The 18,094-nt window shown below is 70.8% G+C and carries 13 protein-coding genes and 1 tRNA gene; 8 read left to right on the top strand and 6 right to left on the bottom strand.

Translation table 11 applies throughout. The annotated features are described in order from the left end of the window. Together RIF93_RS03920 and purU are read right to left on the bottom strand one after the other, a co-directional pair. Window positions 1-1,331: HWE histidine kinase domain-containing protein (locus RIF93_RS03920; protein WP_309088650.1), on the bottom strand; the 1,331-nt coding region annotated here is incomplete at its 3' end. Between the two features lie 148 nt (window positions 1,332-1,479). Continuing rightward, window positions 1,480-2,322, bottom strand: a complete 843-nt coding sequence (gene purU, locus RIF93_RS03915) for a formyltetrahydrofolate deformylase (protein WP_309088654.1) — start codon at window positions 2,320-2,322, stop codon at window positions 1,480-1,482. Window positions 2,323-2,409: 87 nt separating this feature from the next. Here purU and RIF93_RS03910 point away from each other — a divergent pair, with 87 nt between their 5' ends. Both RIF93_RS03910 and RIF93_RS03905 read left to right on the top strand, forming a co-directional pair. Continuing rightward, window positions 2,410-2,841: a hypothetical protein gene (locus RIF93_RS03910; RefSeq protein ID WP_309088648.1), complete on the top strand. Its 432-nt coding sequence runs from the start codon at window positions 2,410-2,412 to the stop codon at window positions 2,839-2,841. A gap of 45 nt (window positions 2,842-2,886) precedes the next feature. Then, window positions 2,887-2,972 (top strand) — tRNA-Leu (locus RIF93_RS03905). A 3-nt stretch (window positions 2,973-2,975) separates the two neighbouring features. Here RIF93_RS03905 and RIF93_RS03900 read toward each other — a convergent pair. Then, window positions 2,976-4,352 (bottom strand): PLP-dependent aminotransferase family protein, encoded by a 1,377-nt coding sequence (locus tag RIF93_RS03900; RefSeq protein ID WP_309088646.1) that lies wholly within the window; start codon window positions 4,350-4,352, stop codon window positions 2,976-2,978. Between the two features lie 79 nt (window positions 4,353-4,431). On the opposite strand from RIF93_RS03900, the gene RIF93_RS03895 reads away from it, so the two are divergent. Continuing rightward, complete coding sequence (locus tag RIF93_RS03895) at window positions 4,432-4,848, top strand: DUF983 domain-containing protein (protein WP_309088644.1); 417 nt, start codon at window positions 4,432-4,434, stop codon at window positions 4,846-4,848. 4 nt (window positions 4,849-4,852) lie between these two features. Here the strand turns inward: RIF93_RS03895 and RIF93_RS03890 are convergent, their stop codons facing one another. After that, entirely contained in the window at window positions 4,853-5,365 is a 513-nt protein-coding gene (locus RIF93_RS03890) for an FKBP-type peptidyl-prolyl cis-trans isomerase (RefSeq protein WP_309088642.1), read from the bottom strand. Window positions 5,366-5,469: 104 nt separating this feature from the next. Here RIF93_RS03890 and RIF93_RS03885 point away from each other — a divergent pair, with 104 nt between their 5' ends. Beyond that, window positions 5,470-8,793, top strand: a complete 3,324-nt coding sequence (locus RIF93_RS03885) for an amidohydrolase family protein (RefSeq protein WP_309088640.1) — start codon at window positions 5,470-5,472, stop codon at window positions 8,791-8,793. 81 nt (window positions 8,794-8,874) lie between these two features. Next, entirely contained in the window at window positions 8,875-9,903 is a 1,029-nt protein-coding gene (locus tag RIF93_RS03880; RefSeq protein WP_309088638.1) for a hypothetical protein, read from the top strand. Here the strand turns inward: RIF93_RS03880 and RIF93_RS03875 are convergent. Then, window positions 9,900-11,798 carry a TonB-dependent receptor domain-containing protein gene (locus tag RIF93_RS03875; RefSeq protein ID WP_309088636.1) on the bottom strand — a complete coding sequence of 633 codons (1,899 nt, stop codon included), beginning with the start codon at window positions 11,796-11,798 and terminating at the stop codon, window positions 9,900-9,902. The genes RIF93_RS03880 and RIF93_RS03875 overlap by 4 nt on opposite strands. A gap of 104 nt (window positions 11,799-11,902) precedes the next feature. Here RIF93_RS03875 and RIF93_RS03870 point away from each other — a divergent pair, with 104 nt between their 5' ends. After that, window positions 11,903-13,996: a winged helix-turn-helix domain-containing protein gene (locus RIF93_RS03870; protein WP_309088634.1), complete on the top strand. Its 2,094-nt coding sequence runs from the start codon at window positions 11,903-11,905 to the stop codon at window positions 13,994-13,996. Here the strand turns inward: RIF93_RS03870 and RIF93_RS03865 are convergent. Next, window positions 13,980-14,660: a superoxide dismutase gene (locus RIF93_RS03865; RefSeq protein ID WP_309088632.1), complete on the bottom strand. Its 681-nt coding sequence runs from the start codon at window positions 14,658-14,660 to the stop codon at window positions 13,980-13,982. The genes RIF93_RS03870 and RIF93_RS03865 overlap by 17 nt on opposite strands. A 206-nt stretch (window positions 14,661-14,866) precedes the next feature. Between RIF93_RS03865 and RIF93_RS03860 the strand changes: the two genes are divergently transcribed. Together RIF93_RS03860 and RIF93_RS03855 are read left to right on the top strand one after the other, a co-directional pair. After that, complete coding sequence (locus RIF93_RS03860) at window positions 14,867-16,945, top strand: TonB-dependent receptor (protein ID WP_309088630.1); 2,079 nt, start codon at window positions 14,867-14,869, stop codon at window positions 16,943-16,945. Then, window positions 16,945-18,024: a PepSY-associated TM helix domain-containing protein gene (locus RIF93_RS03855; RefSeq protein WP_309088628.1), complete on the top strand. Its 1,080-nt coding sequence runs from the start codon at window positions 16,945-16,947 to the stop codon at window positions 18,022-18,024. The genes RIF93_RS03860 and RIF93_RS03855 overlap by 1 nt, the downstream gene beginning before the upstream one ends. Window positions 18,025-18,094: the final 70 nt, after the last annotated feature.

Below are 18,094 nucleotides of genomic sequence, written 5' to 3'. Positions count from 1 at the left end.
GGGCCGCCGGATACCTCCAGACGCCCGTCGACGCCGAACGGCGCAAGGATCCGGCTGACCAGTGTCCCGAGCTCGGCGCCCCGGACTTGGTCCTCCAGCAAGAGGACCTGAGCCTCGGCCAGCGCTTCCAGGCGCTCGGCGAGGGCTGCTTCGAATTCCCTCACCCCCTGGGTGGTGCGCGCCGTCTGCCGGGCGAGCGCCTGGGCGATGGTGACGATGTTCTTGATGCGGTGCTGCAGCTCGCCGCGGATGACTTCGAGGTGGTCGTTGGCCACGGCCTCGCGCCGCAGCGCGCGGCTCATGCCGTCGCCGACGATGATGATGAAGACCGAGGACGCCCAGAAGGACATCAGCGCCCACAGGTGTCCGCCCTCGATGTCGATGGCGCCCGCGTCGCCGACGAAGGTCACGTTGGCCACGAGACCGCCGGCCAGCATGGCGGTCACCCCTGCCGTGCGGCCGCCGCGCATCGCCGCGACGAGCACCGCCGGCACGAAGAACGCATAGGGACTCTCGTCGCCCATCACCGGCGACATCGAGGCGCGCGCGGCCCAGGCGAGGCCGGTGAACAGCAGGCCGTTCAGCACGCGGTGCCACTGGGCGATGGGCCGCCTCGCCAGCCAGGCCCGCACCGGTCCCCATCGGACGGCCGCGCCCAGGCCCGAACGAGTGGCCAGCCGGAACGCGTTCCGGGCGAGCGCCAGCCGGAACACCAGCCCATGGCTGGCCTGGCGAAGCGCAGCGCCTGCGCCGCGCAGGCTGAACGGGCCTCCATGCGCGCGCGCCGCCTCCCGCTCCTCCATGGCCCGCACGAGCGCCACGGCGAGGGCCGCGGCGTTCGCCACGGTCTGGAGCAGCTCCACCTCCTCGGCGCTGAACTGCCGGACGCGCCCCCAGTAGGCGGCGATGGCGGCGATCGGCTGCTCCTGGCGCACCGGGGCCATGATCAGGCTGCGCACGAAGGTCGGCCGGTAGGCGTCGTGGGGGACGCGGTCGTCCTGGTAAACGTCGGGGATGGCCACCGCCTCCCCGTGCTCCATGCACCAGCCCGAGATGCACGCGCTCGAGGGAAAGCGCTGGCCCTTCCACAGCGGCGAGGTCGCGTCTTCCTCGGCATAGTGGCAGTGCTGGCCGTCGCGCAGGACGAAGGAGACCCCGTCGGCGCCCAGCAGATTGCGGGCCGCCTTGGTGACGATCTCCATGATCTCGGGCGTGGAGCGGGCGATTGTGAGCCGCCGGATGACGGCGATGAGGCCCGCCACCTTCGGCGCGTCCCGGTCGAACAGCGGCAAGGCGGTGACGCTCGCCATCGGTGAGTCGGACGCAGCCATGGCGACCCCAGCCGATCCGCCGCCCAGCCCGGCTGGCTGGACGGAGACCGCTGTTCATCAACGCATGAAAATGCGTTCCGTTACAGGGGCTTAATCGCGACCTTGGATTGTGGACGCCCGCGCGCGCCCGACTAACGGGAGCGTGGCCTCAGTCGGTGAAGACCACGGTCTTGCGGCCGTTGAGCAGGACGCGGTCCTCGAGGTGCCAGCGCACCGCGCGCGCCAGCACGCGGCGCTCGATGTCGCGGCCCTTGCGGATCAGGTCGCGGGGGTGGTCGCGGTGGCTGATGCGCTCCACGTCCTGCTCGATGATGGGGCCCTCGTCGAGGTCAGCGGTGACGTAGTGGGCGGTGGCGCCGATCACCTTCACCCCGCGCGCATGAGCCTGGTGATAGGGCCGCGCGCCCTTGAAGCCGGGCAGGAACGAGTGGTGGATGTTGATGCAGCGGCCCTCGAGCTTGGCCGACAGGTCGTCCGACAGGATCTGCATGTAGCGGGCGAGCACCACGAGCTCGGTTCCCGTTTCCTGGATCAGCTTCCAGAGCCTGGCCTCCTGCTGGGGCTTGGTCTCGGCGGTGATCGGCAGGTGGTGGAAGGCGATGCCGTGCAGGTCGGTGTGCGGGTAGGTGGACGCCGGGTGGTTCGAGACCACGGCCGCGATGTCCATCGGCAGCTCGCCCTGACGCCAGCGCCAGATGAGGTCGGCCAGGCAGTGGTCCTGTTGCGAGGCGAGGATCATCACCCGGCGGCGCTCGCCGCGGGCGCGCATCTGCCAGGTCATGGCGTACTGCTCGCCAAGCGGGGCGAAGGCGGCGCGCCAGTCCTCGACGCTCGCCTGGCCGGGGTCGAAGACCACGCGCATGAAGAACCGGCCGGTCTCCTCGTCGTCGAACTGCTGGGCGTCCAGGATGTTGGCGCCGCGCTCGAAGAGCAGGGCGGAAACCCGGGCCACGATGCCGGGCTGGTCGGGACAGGAGAGCGTCAGGATCATCGCCGGGGGCACGTCGCAGGCGAAGCGGCGGCGGTCAAGCTCGATGCGGCCGGTTGCGGCGGGCGAGCACCGGTCTAAGGTGCGGCCATGAGCTATGTGGAAGGCCGCTTCGCCAGTCCGCTCGCCAAGCGCCGCGCGTTGACCGCGCTCGCGCTCTTGAGCCTGGCGAGCTTCCTGCACGGCATGTTCCGGGACGTGGAGTTCCATCTGCCCGGCTGGCGCCGCGAGGCCCCGCCGGCCGCGGCCCAGGCCCCGCAGGCGCCCCCGGTCGGGCCGCCGGCAGGCGCGGCGGCGCAGGCCGCCGCCGAGGTTCCGCCGGAGAAGGCGGAGGAGGAGGAGGAAGACGAGACGCCGGCGCCGAAGGCCGATGCCGCCGAACCGGCGCCCGCCGCCGCCGAAGCCGATCCCGAGCCTGCGGTCCCGGCTGCGGCGCAGACGCCCGCGCCGAGCGAAGCCGCGCCAACGCCCGCCCCGGCGCCGACCCAGGCGCCCGCCACGCCCGACGAGCCGCCGACCTGACCGCTATCGACCCGCCCGCCGATATCGCTTAGGCCTCTGGCGGCCGGGGACATGGCGGAACTGGTAGACGCAAGCGACTTAAAATCGCTCGGGCCTCGCCCGTCTGGGTTCGATTCCCAGTGTCCCCACCAGCCTCAGACGATTGCGGGCGCCGGCTGCGGCCCGCTGCGGACAAGTTGGCCGACGGTGCGCAGGGCCTCGGCCAGCACCGCGCGCTTCGAGGCCGCCCCCAGCGAGATGCGGACGCCGTCCGGCGCCTCTGGCGACACGGCGAAGGCGTCGGCGGCGGTGAGCGAGAGGCCGCGAGCCTGGGCGGCCTGGCGCAGGCGGTCGGCGGAGGCGCCGCGCGGCAGCGGCAGCCAGACGTGCAGGCTCTCGGGCGCGCCAACTGCGCCGGGCAGGGCTTCGGCGGCGAGGGCGCGGCGGGCGACAGCCTCCGCGCGCACCGCCTTCAGCAGTGTCTCGGCGGTTCCCTCGCGGATCCAGGTGGTGGCGACAGCGGCCATCAGCGGCGCGGTCATCAGGGCGGTGGCGCGCAGGGCCTCGGCGATGCGGCCGGCCTGACCGTCGGGCGCCGCCACATAGGCGATCCGCAGCCCCGGCGTCAGGCACTTGGCCAGGGTGGCGATGTGGAATGTCCGATCGGGCGCGATGGCGGCCAGTCCCTGGGGCGGCGCTTCGCAGAGGCGGCTGTAGGGATCGTCCTCGAGGAGCCAGACGCCGCAGCTGGCGGCGATGCGGGCGACCTCGGCGCGGCGGGCGGCGCCCATCGTCGAGGCGGCCGGGTTCTGCATGGTCGGCACGACATAGATGGCCGCCGGCCGGTGCTCGGCGCAGAGCCGCTCCAGCGCCTGGGGCTCGGGGCCTTCCTCGTCCATCGGGCAGGCGAGGACGCGCAGGCCGAGTTGAGCCGCCACCGCGCGGAAGCCGGGGTAGGTGAGGGCTTCGGCCACCACCGCGTCGCCAGGCTTGCAGATGCACGAGAGCACGGCCGCCAGCGCCGCCTGGGCGCCGGGGCCGACCAGCACCCGCTCGGGCGAAACCTCGCCCAGCACGGGCGCGAGCCAGCGGGCGCCGGCGATCCGCTGGCCCAGGGCTCCGGCGCCGGGGTGGTAGGCCATCAGGGTCGCGGCGTCGGTGCGCTGCAGGATGGCGGCGCTGGTTTCCTGCAGCAGGCGGCCCAGCGACAGCCCCTCCGGCGGCGGCGGCAGGTTCATGGAAAGGTCGACGACGCCGGTCTCGTCCTCCTCGCGGCGGGCGCGCACGAAGGTGCCGCGGCCGACGGTGCCTTCGACCAGGCCGCGGTCGCGGGCGGCGGCGTAGGCGCGGGTGACGGTGGTCAGGTCGACGCCCAGGCGGTCGGCCACCGCCCGCTGCGGCGGCAGACGGTCGCCCGGCTGAAGCTCGCCGGCGCGAACGGCTTCGGCCAAGGCTTCCAGGATCGCGAGGTAAACCGGCCCGCCCGAGCGCACGCGGCCGAGCCACACGTCAGCGGATTTGTCGGCCGCCATGCTTGCTCTCCCCCACCGCGATCCATACATTATGCGCAGATTGTATGGACATCAACCCGGATTGTATGGAGGGTCGTCGATGACCCAGTTCAACACGCCGTCCACGGTCGTCGCCGGCCTGCGCTGTCGCTGCCCGCGTTGCGGGGAAGGACGCGTCTTCAAAGGCTTCCTGAACGTGGCTCCGCGCTGCGAGGCCTGCGGTCTGGACTTCAGCTTCGCCGATCCGGCGGACGGACCGGCGTTCTTCGTGATGAGCGGCGTGGCCATCGTGGTCACGACCTTCTGGGGCGTCTGGGCGGTGATGGCCCAGCCGCCGATCTGGGCGCAGTTCGCCGTGGTGTTCCCAGCGCTGATCGGCGGCTGCCTGGGCGCGCTTCGGCCGGTGAAGGCCTGGCTCGTCGCCGAGCAGTACGTGCACAAGGCCGAGGAGGCCCGCTGGTCCAGCCTGGGCTCCCACGGCAAGCCGCCGGAAGGTTACAAGCGCAACGGCTGGTAGCCGGTCAGCCGGCGGGCGGCTGTTCGGGAATGGCGATCAGTTCGATGTCGAACAGCAGCGCGCTTCCGTTCGGGATCGGGGCGCGGTTGCGGTCGCCGTAGGCCAGGTCGGCGGGGATGGCGAACAGCCAGCGCTCGCCCACCCGCATCATCGGCACGCCTTCCTGCCAGCCCTTGATCAGCCGGCCGAGCGGAAAGGTGGCGGGCTCGCCGCGGTCGCGGGACGAGTCGAACTTGCGGCCGTCGATGAAGGTCCCGGTGTAGTGGATGGTCACGGTCGCGCCCGGCGCCGGCTTCGGCGCGGAGGCTGGCGCCTTCTTCAGCACCTTGTACTGCAGGCCGCTGTCGGTGGTCTTCCAGCCCGGCCGCCGGGCGTTCCAGGCGAGATAGGCGGCCTGACCCTGTTCCCAGCGCGCCTGCGGGTCGGCGGCGGGCGCGGTTTCGGGGGCGGGCGCTGGCGCGGTTGCGCAGGCGCAGAGCAACAGGCTTACCGCGAACGCGGCGGCTTGGCGGATCATTCTTCCCCGACTCCCTGGAATCTTGGCGAACACGGTCGTGCTTACGGCCGTTGCGCGCAAGCGTCCGCTTGCTACCAATGACGCCGCCATAAGAGGGGGCGTCCATGAAGTCCAAGCTTGCGTTGTTCGTCGCTGCGTCCATCGGGATCTCGCCCGCGGCCGCCCAGCAGCCCGCCCCGCCGCCGGTCCAGGCGACCCAAGGCCCGGAGGACCAGGCGGCCAATCCGGACGCCCGCCGCGATCTTCCGAAGCCGACGACGCCTGCGGCCGGCGCCGCGGCCCAGACGGGCAAGCCGCCGAAGTGGGACGTGAACAACCCGCCGACGGTGGGCCAGATCCGCCAAGTCCCGATCAATGTGGACGAGGGCACCTGGATGGACCTGGACGTCAGCCCCGACGGCCGAACCATCGCCTTCGCCCTCTTGGGCGACATCTACGTCATGCCGATCGCCGGCGGGACCCCGACCCGGATCGCCGAGGGCCTGGCCTGGGAGGTGCAGCCGCGATTCTCGCCGGACGGTCGGCGCATCGCCTTCACCTCGGACCGGGGCGGCGGCGACAACATCTGGGTGATGAACCTAGACGGCTCCGACAAGCGCCAGGTGACGAAGGAGGAGTTCCGGCTGCTGAACCAGCCGACCTGGAGCCCCGACGGCCGCTTCATCGCCGCCAAGAAGCATTTCACGACAGGCCGTTCGCTGGGCACCGGCGAGGTCTGGCTGTACCACGTGTCGGGCGGCGGCGGCGTGCCGCTGGTGAAGAAGCCGAACGAGCAGCACCAGAAGGAGCTGGGCGAGCCCACTTTCGCGCCCGACGGCAAGTCGATCTACTACACGCGCAACGTCACGCCCGGGCCGATCTTCGAATACGCCCAGGACTCCAACACCGACCTCTTCAACATCGAGCGCTATGAGCTGGCGACCGGCGAGGTCTCGACGGCCGTGGCCGGCGCGGGCGGTTCGGTGCGGCCGGCGCCGTCACCGGACGGCAAGAAGATCGCCTTCGTGCGCCGCGAACGGACGAAGTCAGGCCTGTGGGTGAAGGACCTGACGTCCGGCGAAGAGCGAAAGATCTACGCCGAACTCGATCCCGACATGCAGGAAACCTGGGCGGTCGTCGGCCTCTATCCGAACCTGGCCTGGACACCGGATTCCAAGAGCCTGGTGTTCTGGGCGGGCGGCAAGATCCGCCGAATTGGCGCCGACGGCGGCGAGGCCCAGGTGATCCCGTTCCGGGTGAACGACACCCGGCCGGTGATCGACGCGCCCCATCCGAAGGTAACTGTGGCGCCGGACCGGTTCACCACCCGTATGACTCGCTTCGCCGCGGTCTCTCCCGACGGCCGGCAGGTGGTCTATGAAAGCCTTGGCAAGCTCTGGGTGAAGCCGATGGCCGGCGGCCAGGCCCGCCGTCTGACGCGGACGAACGACGACGCCTTCGAGCTGTTCCCCGCCTGGTCGCGGGACGGCCGCACCGTGGCCTTCGTCAGCTGGACCGACCGGGGGCTAGGCCGCATCAAGACCGTGGCGGCGTCGGGCGGCGCGCCCAAGGACGTCACCAGCCAGCCGGGCCACTACGCCCGGCCGCAGTTCTCGCCCGACGGCAAGACGATCGTCTTCGAGAAGAACGAGGGCGGCTTCCTGACCTCGCGCGCCTGGTCCGAAAACCCGGGCGTCTACCGTGTGGCCGCGAGCGGCGGGGCGCCCGAGCGCATCGCCCGCAATATGGGCTCGCCGCAGTTTGGCGCCGCCAACGACCGCGTCTTCATGGTGGGCTCCGACAAGGGCAAGCAGCAGCTGGTCTCCACCGACCTGAACGGCGAGGCCAAGCGGGTTCACGCCCAGGGCGAGCTGGTGAACGACTTCGCCGTCTCGCCAGACGGCCAGTTCTTCGCCTTCCGCCAGAACCACGAGGCCCACGTCATGCCGCTGATGCCGGGCGGCCAGGAGGTGGCGGTCGACCTCAAGGGCGGGCCGATGCCGGTGACGCGCGCCAGCTACGGCGGCGCCAACTGGATGCACTGGTCGCAGAACGGCGGCCAGCTGCACTGGAGCGTGGGCCCGACGGTCTACACCGCCTCGACGTCGGCCCTGTTCCGCCAGGCGCCGGCGGGCGAGGACGCGACGAAGTTCGAGCCGCCGAAGACCGGGGTGTCGCTGGCGACCGAGGTGGCGGCGGCCAAACCGACGGGCACGGTGGTGCTGACGGGCGCCCGCGTCGTCACCATGGCGCGCGAGGACGGCGGCGTCATCGAGGACGGGGTGATCGTCATCGAGGGCGATCGCATCGCCGCCGTGGGGCGCCGGGGCGAGGTCCAGGCGCCGGCCGGCGCGCGCACCGTCGACATGGCCGGCAAGACCATCATCCCGGGCCTGGTGGACGCCCACGCCCACGGCCCCTACGGCGTCGATGAGCTGACGCCGCAGCAGAACTGGTCGCTGCTGGCCAACCTCGCGCTGGGGACGACGACGATCCACGACCCGTCCACGCGGGCGGCCGAGGTGTTCGCGGCCCAAGAGCTGCAGCGGACCGGCAGAATCGTGGGGCCGCGCATCTTCTCGACCGGCGAGACGGTCTACGGCGCCCGCTCGCCGCGGAACTACGCCGAGATCAACAGCCTGGACGACGCCCTGGCCCACGTCCGGCGGCTGAAGGCCCAGGGCGCCCACAGCGTGAAGAACTACAACCAGCCGCGTCGCGACCAGCGCCAGCAGGTCGTCGAGGCCGCCCGCCGGGAGGGCATGCAGGTCGTAGCCGAGGGCGGGGCGCTGTTCGGCCAGGACATGACCCTGGTCGCGGACGGCAATTCGACGCTCGAGCACAACATCCCGCAGATGCGCCTCTACGAGGACGTGCTGAGCTACATGGGCCAGAGCCGCACCTACTACACGCCCACTCTGGTGGTGACCTTCGGCGGCCTGGCGGGCGACCCCTACTGGCGGGCGCACACCAATGTCTGGGAGCAGCCGGTGGTGAAGGCCCACACGCCGCCGGCGCAGCTCGCCGCCGAGACCGTTCGACGGCCGATCGCGCCGGAGGGCGATTACGTCGACGACGACAGTGCGCGCGAGGCCCACAAGCTGGCCAAGCGCGGGGTGCCGGTCTCGATCGGCGCCCACGGCCAGCAGGCGGGGATCGGTCCGCACTGGGAGCTGTGGTCGTTCGTCCGCGGCGGCATGACGCCAATGGAAGCGCTGCGCGCCGGCACGATCGTGCCCGCCCAGTCGCTGGGCATGGCGGCCGACGTGGGCTCGCTCGAAGCCGGCAAGCTGGCCGACCTGGTGGTGCTGGACGCCGATCCCACGACCGACATCCGCAACTCCGAGAAGGTGCATCGGGTGATGGTGGGCGGCCGGATGTACGATCCTCTGACCATGAACGAGGTGGTCACGGGGGATCGAAAGCGCGCGCCCTATTGGTGGGAGTGAGCTGAAATACGGCTGCAAGGTTGAGCCCGGACCTTCCCGGCGAGGCGCCGCACCGATAGGCGTCCGCTGGGAGGACTGACCATGTCGAAGATCGCGTGGGGCGCGGCGGCCGCTGTGCTGGGGTTCTGGACGGCGCCCGCCATGGCCAAGGACGTCGGCGGGGTGGCCTGCACCTCGCCGCCGCCGGCGCGCTGCGTGGGCGAGGCGTGCGCCGCGGGCGGCGACCTGGCGAATCTGGGGAACGCAACCGACGCCAAGACAGGGCGCAAGTTCTGGCTGGACTACCCTTGCGACCTAAAGCCGGGCGAGAAGGTGGTGTTCGTCCTGAACCTCCACGGAGCAGGCTCGATCGGCAACTGGCAGCGGCACTACTTCCCCGTCGCCGACTACAAGGAGAAGTACCGGCTGGTGGTGGCGACGCCGACCGCGGCGACCGCGACGCCGGTGCGCCGGTGGGATGGCGCCGCCGACGACGCGCACCTGCAGAACATCACCACCTGGGTGTTCGACACCTTCGGCCAGAAGAACATCCGGTCTTTCTGGCTGGCGGGCCACAGCCAGGGCGGCCTCACGTCCAGCCGGATCGTCTGTTCGGACTTCTTTAAGGACAAGGTCGACGGCTGGCTGAGCCTCTCGGGCGGGCGCGTGGGCCAGGCGCCGTTCGTGGCCGCCTTCGGCCCGCCGAAGCCGGACGGCTCGCCGCCTGATCCTCGTCCGCGGCCGCCGATGCCGGCGGGAAGCGGCCCCGCCTGCGACTTCTCCCATGTCTTCACCGTGGGCGAGTACGAGATCGAGCACCTGCCCGAGACCTCGCCGCTGGCCGAGCGGTTCGGCTGCGCCGCCCGGGTGCGACGCAAGGACATCGTCGACGACAGGCCAGGCTACGTCTGGGACTACCAGCGCGCCGGCTACAAGGTCTGGGGCACGAAGGCGCGGCCCGGCGTGGCTCAGGAATGGGTCTATGAGAAGTGCCGCGACGGGCGCGTGGTCGCCGACGTCGTCCGCATGGACAAGGGGCACACCGAAGGCCTCGAGCCGAAGGTGACCGAGGAGCTCGTCAAGCTGATGGTCCAGGCCAGGGGCGGCAAGGCGCAGGCCGCGGCCGACTAGCCTCCGAAGCCGATCGTCAGCATTGCACGTACGGTCGGCGGGGTGATCGGCCACAGCAGACCGGACGGCGAGCCCCAATAGCCGTCCGCCCCTGTGATGTTGGACGCCAGCACGCGCAGCGTGGCCGGCCGGCCCTGAAGCTCGAAGCGACGCCGTGCGCCGAGGTTCACCTGCACCTGCGCGGGCGTCTTGAACGTGTTGCGCGTGTCGGCCCAGCGGTCGCCCGAATAGGTTAGCTGGGCATCCACCGACCAGCCGGCGCCCAGCTGGCGTTCGACGCTGGCGTTGGCGACGACGCTGGAGATGCCCGCCGCCCGTTCGCCGACAACCCCGGCCTCCACCAGAGGTCCCGTGACCTCGGGCTGGAAGGCCACGGCGCCGAGGACGATGCTGGTCTTATCGTCCAGGCGGCCGGCCAGCGAGCCCTCGACGCCGCGGTGCGCCACCTCGCCGACAAAGGCGAAGGAGCCGTCGGCTCGGAAACCCGTGGTGGGCTTGGACACCTCAAAGAGGGCGCCAATGAAGGTCAGGCCCGAAGTCACCGCGTGCCGGACGCCGACCTCGTACTGCTCGGCCTCGACGGGCGCGAGCACCTCGTCGCGGTTGGTGGCGGTCTGCGGCGCGACGCCCGACTCCTCCAGGCCCGTAACCCAGCTGGCGAACAGCGCGGTCCTCGACGTCACGCTCCAGACGGCGGAAGCGTTGTAGAGCGTGGTCTGGTCGACGCCGCGGGTGCGGGCGCCGGAGAGCGTGTCGACCGTCTTCTCGTAGCGGGTGCGATGGGCGCCCAGCCGCACCTGCAGTCGGTCGGCCCAGACCAGGCCGTAGCCCACCGAGCCGGTGACTTGCTCCACGACGTCGAGGCCGCGGGTCCCGGACCAGACCGGCTCAGACGAAGGGGCGACGACAGTGTCGAGGGTCAGGGCTCCCAGCGGGACGAAGAGCGTGCTGGCGAGCTCCACCTCGCTCTTGCGGCCGCGTACCGAGGCGCTGAGCAGGTGGCTGAACGCGCCGACCTCGAACACCCGGCTGAGGCGGGCTTCCGCGGAGTCCGAGGTGTTGGTCTTGGCGGGGACGATCATGGCCGTGGCCGTCGCGCTGCCGTCGGCGCGGGTCTCGATCAGCGTGAAGTCCGAGCGCCCGAGGTCGAAAACCGACCGGAAAGCCGACAGGTCGACGGACCAGCCGTTGAAGCGTCCGTTGTACAGCGCGCCTAAGTTGGCGCTGGTGGCTTCTACGCGCGCCCACTCGGGCGAATAATTCCGGCGCTCCTGAGCGTCGGGCGGAAGGACGCCGTCGGCGGAGTGGAAGGCGAAGTCGCCGTCGTAGTGGCGGTCGTACGTCGTCGCGAACGCGCGCAGGGTTTGGGTCTCGGAGATTCGCCAGCGGCCGACGATGCCGACGTCCACCGCCTCGCCCTCGGTGCCGGCGCCCCAGCGCGCTATGGGCCGCCAGACCGCTCCGCCCGCCAGGCTGAAGCGATCGGCCTCGTCCTTCCACGAGCCGTTGAACTCAATGGTGGGAGTCCCATAGTCGCGCAGGCCTGCGCCGATCGTGAAGCCATTGCGGGGGCCGGGCTCACGTAACCGGTAGTTCACGACGCCCGACGGAGCGGGGTAGGCGAGGCGCGCGGCGTTCACGCCCACCCGTACGCCCACCCCGGCCAGCACCGGGTCGTTGAGGGGCGCGGCGCGGCTGAAGTAGGCGTCCTCGATCCGATAGGCGCCCGACGCATTCAGGTCGAAGCCGCGGACCTGGCCTTCGTTGTAGAGGCCGATCTGTTCGATACCCACGCGCTCGCCGAACGCGTCGGCTGCCGAGCGGACGGCGCTATCCTGAGCGGCGGCCGGGCTGGCGGCGGCGCAAGCGATAGCGAGAACGGTGATACGTGACATCGCGGTAATCCCGGAGAACTGGGCTGTTCAGACGGGGCGCTTTGTCGGATGTTCGAGTGGGGACGACGTGGCTGTGGGCGTGATTTATTCGTGATGGTTTCGCGATGAACGAGCATGTCGCGCTGTGGCCGAAGCTCTCGCTGGCCCGCGAGCTGCCCTTCATGCTGGCGGGGACCCAGGTGCGGCCGTCCGCCTTGGAGGTCGAGACCGACGGGCGGCTGACCATGCTGGAGCCGCGGGTGATGAAGGTGCTCGTCGCCCTGCACCGGGCGCGGGGCCACCCGGTGAGCCGAGACGAGCTGATCGACCTGTGCTGGGACGGTCGGATCGTCACCGAAGGCGCGCTCAACCGCTGCGTCGCGCAGCTCCGCAAAGCGCTGTCCGACAATCCGCGCATCCGCCTCGATACCATCCCAACCGTCGGGTACCGGCTTAAGGCGGTCGGCGAGGTGCGGCGCATGACCCCCGTCGCCCCGGCCGTGACGCCGGCCGAGGAGACTGCGGGCAAGGCGCCGTCCAGGCGCTGGCGCTGGGCGGCGGGAGGCGTGGGCGCGGCGGTGGCCGCGAGCCTTGGCGCCTTTGCGTTGCTCGGGCCGCGCGAGGTGGCCTGGACGGCGCAGTCGTACCATCCGCTCACCGCCGAGCGCGGGCTCGAGACCCATCCGGCGATTTCGCCCAACGGCGAGCAGATCGTCTATGCGCAGCGGCCGGACTCCAGCGTCGGGCGTGACCTCTACATCCGCGGCGTGGATCAGGGCACGCCCGTTCGGATCACCACGCACCCGCATGACGACCACAGCGCGGCCTGGTCGCCTCGGGGCGACCGGATCGTCTTCGTGCGCACGGCGCCGACAGGGCCCTGCCAGCTGGTAGTGGCGCCTGTGCCGCTGGGTCCGGAAAGGGTGGCGGCGACCTGTCAATCGTCGACGCACACGCGCGTGGGGTGGCTGGACGAAAACACCCTCGCGATCGGAGACCGACCCGCGGCAGACGCCTTGTGGCGGATCCGGGCCGTCGACCTGACCAGCGGCGCGGTGCGCGACCTGACCGCGCCGCCGGCCGACACCTTGGGCGACAGCGACCCTGCAGTCTCGCCGGATGGCCGCTATGTCGCCTTCCGCCGCACGCTGCTGCACGGCGCTGACGACCTGTTCCTCAAAGATCTGCGCACTGGGAGAGAGCGCGCGCTGACCACCGACGGGTGGAAAGCGGCGGGTTATGTGTGGTCGGCGGACAGCCGGCACATCTTCTATTCGTCCAACCGAGGCGGGGAGTTCGGCCTGTGGACCGTAGACACGGCCCGCGATGCGCCACCCCGGCGGATCAGCCTGGGATTCGGACAGCTGACATTCAGCCGCATGTCCATCGACCGGCGCAACCGGCTCGCCGTCGAGCTGCCGCGCGGCCGGACCAACATTGCCGCGGTGACGCCGCCCGGCGCGGTCCGGCCGGTGACCAACGCCGCGAGCTCGGACTGGGAGCCGGACGCCGCTGCCGACGGGGCGGTGGCCTACGTCTCGAACCGCAGCGGGTCGTCCGAACTGTGGGTGACCCATCCGGGCGGTCAGTCGGTGCGGCTGACGAACATCGTCGGCTCTTACGTCAACTCGCCGACGTGGTCGCCCGACGGTCGCCGGCTAGCATTCGTGGCCGTGAAGGGGCGCAAAGCTGAGGTGTATACCGTGGAGCGCGACGGTTCGCGCCTGCGCGCGGTGACCTCCGACGGCCGGGACAAGCTCGATCCGGTCTGGTCGCCCGGGGGCGACCGCATCCGCTACCTGGAGCGCCGGGGCGGGGCCTACCGGATCATGCAGGTCGCCGTCGCGCCGGGCGCCAAGCCTGAGGTCCTCTTCGAGCGGCCGTGGCGGGAGCTGCGCGCGGCGCCCGACGGCCGACTGTTCGGACTGCCTGTCGGGGGCGAGAGGGTGGAGGCGGCGGGAGGAACCGCGCCACGCGTCGAGGTGGCCGCCAACGACGCCTGGACGGTGGGCCGCGACGGAATCTATCTGTTCCTAGTGCGGCGGGACGCGCCGCCCGCGGTGTGGCTGCACCCGTGGAACGGCCCGCCGCGCAAGCTGGCCGAGGTGCCCGCCGGCACGGGCGAACTCGGGGTCGCCCCAGACGGCCGTCTGCTCGTCTCGCAGAACCTAGACGAGCAGACAGACCTGGGGCTCTTCGAACTCAGCGCGGCGCGCTAGGCGCCGCGCCGGCGCCGCCGGAGGGGGCGTCGCGCTCGGGGGCCGGGTAGCGGAAGGGCTGGCCCTGGCCATTGGCCGCGGTCAGCTGCGCCTCGACGAAAGCCCAGTTCACCGCCTGGTCGAACCAGCGCTCGATGAAGCCCTTCCGGTCGTTCTTGTAGTCCAGGTAGTAGGCGTGCTCCCACACGTCGCAGACGAGGAGGGGAACGCCGTCCTCGTGCACGATGGGACTGTCGCCGTCGTGATACGAGGTCACCTTCAGGCCGTCGGCGCCCGCCAGCAGCCAGGCCCAGCCCGAGGCGAAGTGGTTCACGCCTTCCGTCACGAAGGCCTCCTTCAGGCCGGCGAGCCCGCCGAACGCGCGGTCAATCGCCTGGGCCAGCTCGCCGGAGGGCGGCTGATAGTCGGGCGTCATGCATTCCCAGAAGAAGGCGTGGTTCCACGCCTGGCCCGAGTTGTTGAACAGCTTCTGGTCGCCCGTGCGCCTCGCCTCGCGCACCACCTCCTCGAGCGGGCGGCCGGCGAGCCCGGCCTTGGCCGAGAGCTCGTTCGTTTTGTCCACATAGGCCTTGTGGTGCTTGCCGTGGTGGGTGCGCAGCGTCTCGGCCGAGACGACCGGCTCGAGCGCATCATGGGCGTACGGAAGCTCTGGCAGAACGTACATGGACTGATCCCCTGGGAAGTTGAGGGCTAAGCGCGCCTGTCGGCGCACCAACACAGGTGGAGACCAACCGTTCCGGTCTCAAGTTTTTGCGATTGACTTGCAACTGCACCGCTCTATGAGCCTGCGAGACATTCGCAAATGTGGAGCGGGTCTGAGTGCGGACTTTTGGCAGGGCGTGGTTGGCCGGCGCGGCGTTCGGGGCTCTCATGGCGGGGGCGGCGCGGGCGGAGGAGGCTCCGACCACCGATCTGGACGAGGTGGTGATCACCGCTCTGCGCGTCGAGCAGCCGCGGGCGGCGACGCCGGCCACCGTGCAGGTGATCGGCAGCCAGGAGCTCGTCACCCAGCAGACCCTGTCGCAGAGCGCGGTCGAGGCGGTCGCGGCGCTGGTTCCGTCGTTCTCCCCCACCCGCCAGAAGCTGTCGGGCGCCGGGGAGACCCTGCGCGGCCGCTCGCCGCTCTACCTGGTGGACGGTATCCCCCAGTCGACCCCGCTGCGGGACGACAGCCGGGACGGTTTCACCATCGATCCGTTCTTCATCGACCGCGTGGAAGTCGTCTTCGGCTCGAACGCCATTCAGGGCATCGGCGCCACGGGCGGTGTGATCAACTACGTCACCGTGCCCACGCCCGACGAAGCCGAGGGCTGGGCCGGCAAGGTGCTGGGCCAGACGACCTTCGACGACAGCGGCGAGGGCGACAGCCTGGGCTACAAGGCCGCCGGCATCGTCGGGCGGAATTTCGGCGCGTGGGACTTCACCGTGGGCGCGGCCTATGAGGCGCGCGGCGCCTTCTACGACGCCGACGGGCTGCGGATCGGGCCCGACAGCACCCAGGGCGACATCCAGGATTCGGACAGCTGGTCGCTGTTCGGCAAGGCCGGGTACGACCTCACCGAGACGCGCCGCATCGAGGTGATGGTCAACCACTTCGAACTGCAGGGCGACGGCGACTACCTGGTCGTGAACGGCAACCGCGCCACCGGCGTGCCCACCAGCGGCCGCCGCGGGGCCCAGCTGGGCGAGGCGCCGCGCAACAAGGTGAGCTCCATCGCGGTGGCCTACCGGGACCGTGAGCTGCTGGGCGGGGCGTTCTCGGCCCAGGCCTTCGCGCACGACTACCAGGGCACGTTCGGCGGCGGCTTCGAAGGCACCTTCCAGGATCCGCGGATCGCGCCGGTGGGGACGCTGTTCGACCAGTCCGAGAACAACTCCGAGAAGCTGGGCTTCAAGCTGGATTACGAGCGCGGGATCGAGGCGCTGCCGGGGTTCAAGTTCCTGATCGGCCTGGACGGCCTCAAGGACAAGACCTACCAGGCGCTGATCCTCACCGACCGCAACTGGGTGCCCGAGACCACCTACGAGAGCCTCTCGCCGTTCGTGCAGCTGCGCCAGGCGCTGTTCGAGGACCGCGTGCACCTCTCGGCCGGCGTGCGCTACGAGAACGCCACGCTGAAGGTCGACGACTACACCACCATCTATGCCGCCGGCGGCGGCGTGCAGGTGGCCGGCGGCTCGCCCAGCTTCGAGAAGACGCTCGTCAACTTCGGCGGCACGGTGCGTCTCGTGGACGGCGTAACGGCCTACGCCTCGTACGCCGAGGGTTTCACCATGCCCGACGTGGGCCGGGTGCTGCGAGCGATCAATACGCCGAACCGCGACATCGACACCTACCTCGACGTCGAGCCGGTGGTCTCGGACAACGTCGAGGTGGGCCTCGAGGTGAACCTCGATCGCTGGCGCGGGTCGCTGGCCTATTTCGAGTCGAAGTCCGACCGCGGCGCGCTCCTGGTGCTGAACTCGGGCGGCACGTTCGACGTGCAGCGGCAGAAGACCAAGATCGACGGCTTCGAGGCCACCCTGCGCTTCCAGGCTACCGACTGGCTCGCCGTCGGCGGCGCCTATTCCAAGCTGGACGGCCGCACCGACGGCAACGGCGACGGGACGCTGGACCGCGACCTGAACGGCGCGAACATCTCGCCGGACCGTTTCACCGCCTTTGCCGAGGCCACCTGGGGTCCGGCGTCGCTGCGCATCCAGGGCCAGAAGTACGAGGGCCGCAGCTTCGAAGGCGAACCGGCCGCCAACAGCTTCGGGGGCTACACCCTGGTTGATGCGGTCGGCACCTGGCGCTTCGACGTCGCCGATGTCAGCCTGGGCGTCCAGAACCTGCTGGACGAGCAGTACATCACCTACTTCAGCGACACCCAGAACCCGACCGACAACGTCCGCTTCTTCGCCGGGCGCGGGCGGACGATCACGCTGACCGTGGCGAAGTCGTTCTGATGGGCTTCCTCAGGACCCTGCACGCCTGGGCCGGCGCGATCCTCGCGCTGATCCTCGTCGCGCTGGGTCTCAGCGGCAGCCTGCTGGTGCTGGAGGACCCCTGGATCAAGCTGAGCGTGCCCGAGGCGCGGGCAGGCCTTCAGCCCACGCCCCAGGCGCTGGGCGCCTCGCTCCAGACGCTGGAGGCGCAGACCGCGGGCGAATTGCGCAGCGTCGTCTTCGGCGGCGCCGGCATGGGCGTCCACCGGGTGTACTTCGAGGACAAGGACCTGGGCTACGCCACGGCCGACGGTCGGCTGCTGACCCGCTTCGAGCCCACCGATCGCGTCGAGGGCTGGCTCTTCGAGCTGCACCACCGGCTGCTGGCGGGCGAGACGGGCGACTTCGTGGTCGGCGTCGCGGGCCTTGCCGGCGCCGTCCTGGTGATCACCGGCGTCGTCGTCTGGCTGCCGGTGTGGCGCAGCTTCGGCGCGCGGGTCTGGCCGAAGACCATCAGCCGGCGCGCGGACCTCTTGGGCTCGCACCGCAACCTCGGCATGATCACGGCGGTCCCGGTGTTCGTACTGTGCCTGACCGGCGGGGCGATCATCTTCAACGAGACCTCTCAGAAGCTGATGACGCAGGCCGCGCCGGGTCCCGCTCCGATGAAGCCGCCGAAGGCCGAGGAGGGGGAGGTCAACTGGATGCGCGCTCTCTCGGCCGCGCAGGCGCAGTTCCCAGACGCTGTCCTGCGCACCGCCGCCGGCCCCGCCAAGCCCGGCGCGCCGGCGTCCATCCGCATGAAGCAGCCCGGCGAATGGCACCCGAACGGCCGCACGGTCGTCTATATCGATCCGTCGGACGAGCGCGTGCTGGGCGTCGTCGACGCCATGGCGCTGGGGACGGGCCAGCGGGCCTACAACGCCTTCTATCCCGTACATGCGGGCAAGGTAGGCGGCTTCGCCTACGAGGCCGTGGTCTTCCTTTCGGGCCTGGCGCTCGCGGGCCTGGGCGGCTTCGGCCTCTGGTCGTTCCTGATCAAGCAGACGCGCCGCAGGCCGGCCCGCGGGAAGCTCGTCGCTCCGCAACCTGCGGAGTAGGGGCTCGCCTGGTGTAGGGTGGCGCATGGTCCGACGCGTCGCACCGCTCCCGTCGAGATAGCTCGGCGCC

This window comes from Phenylobacterium sp., assembly GCF_031181185.1.
In the GTDB taxonomy this organism is placed as follows: Bacteria; Pseudomonadota; Alphaproteobacteria; order Caulobacterales; family Caulobacteraceae; genus Phenylobacterium.
The sequence above is the reverse complement of the archived record's forward strand: the minus strand, read 5'-3'. Positions and strand labels throughout refer to the sequence as shown.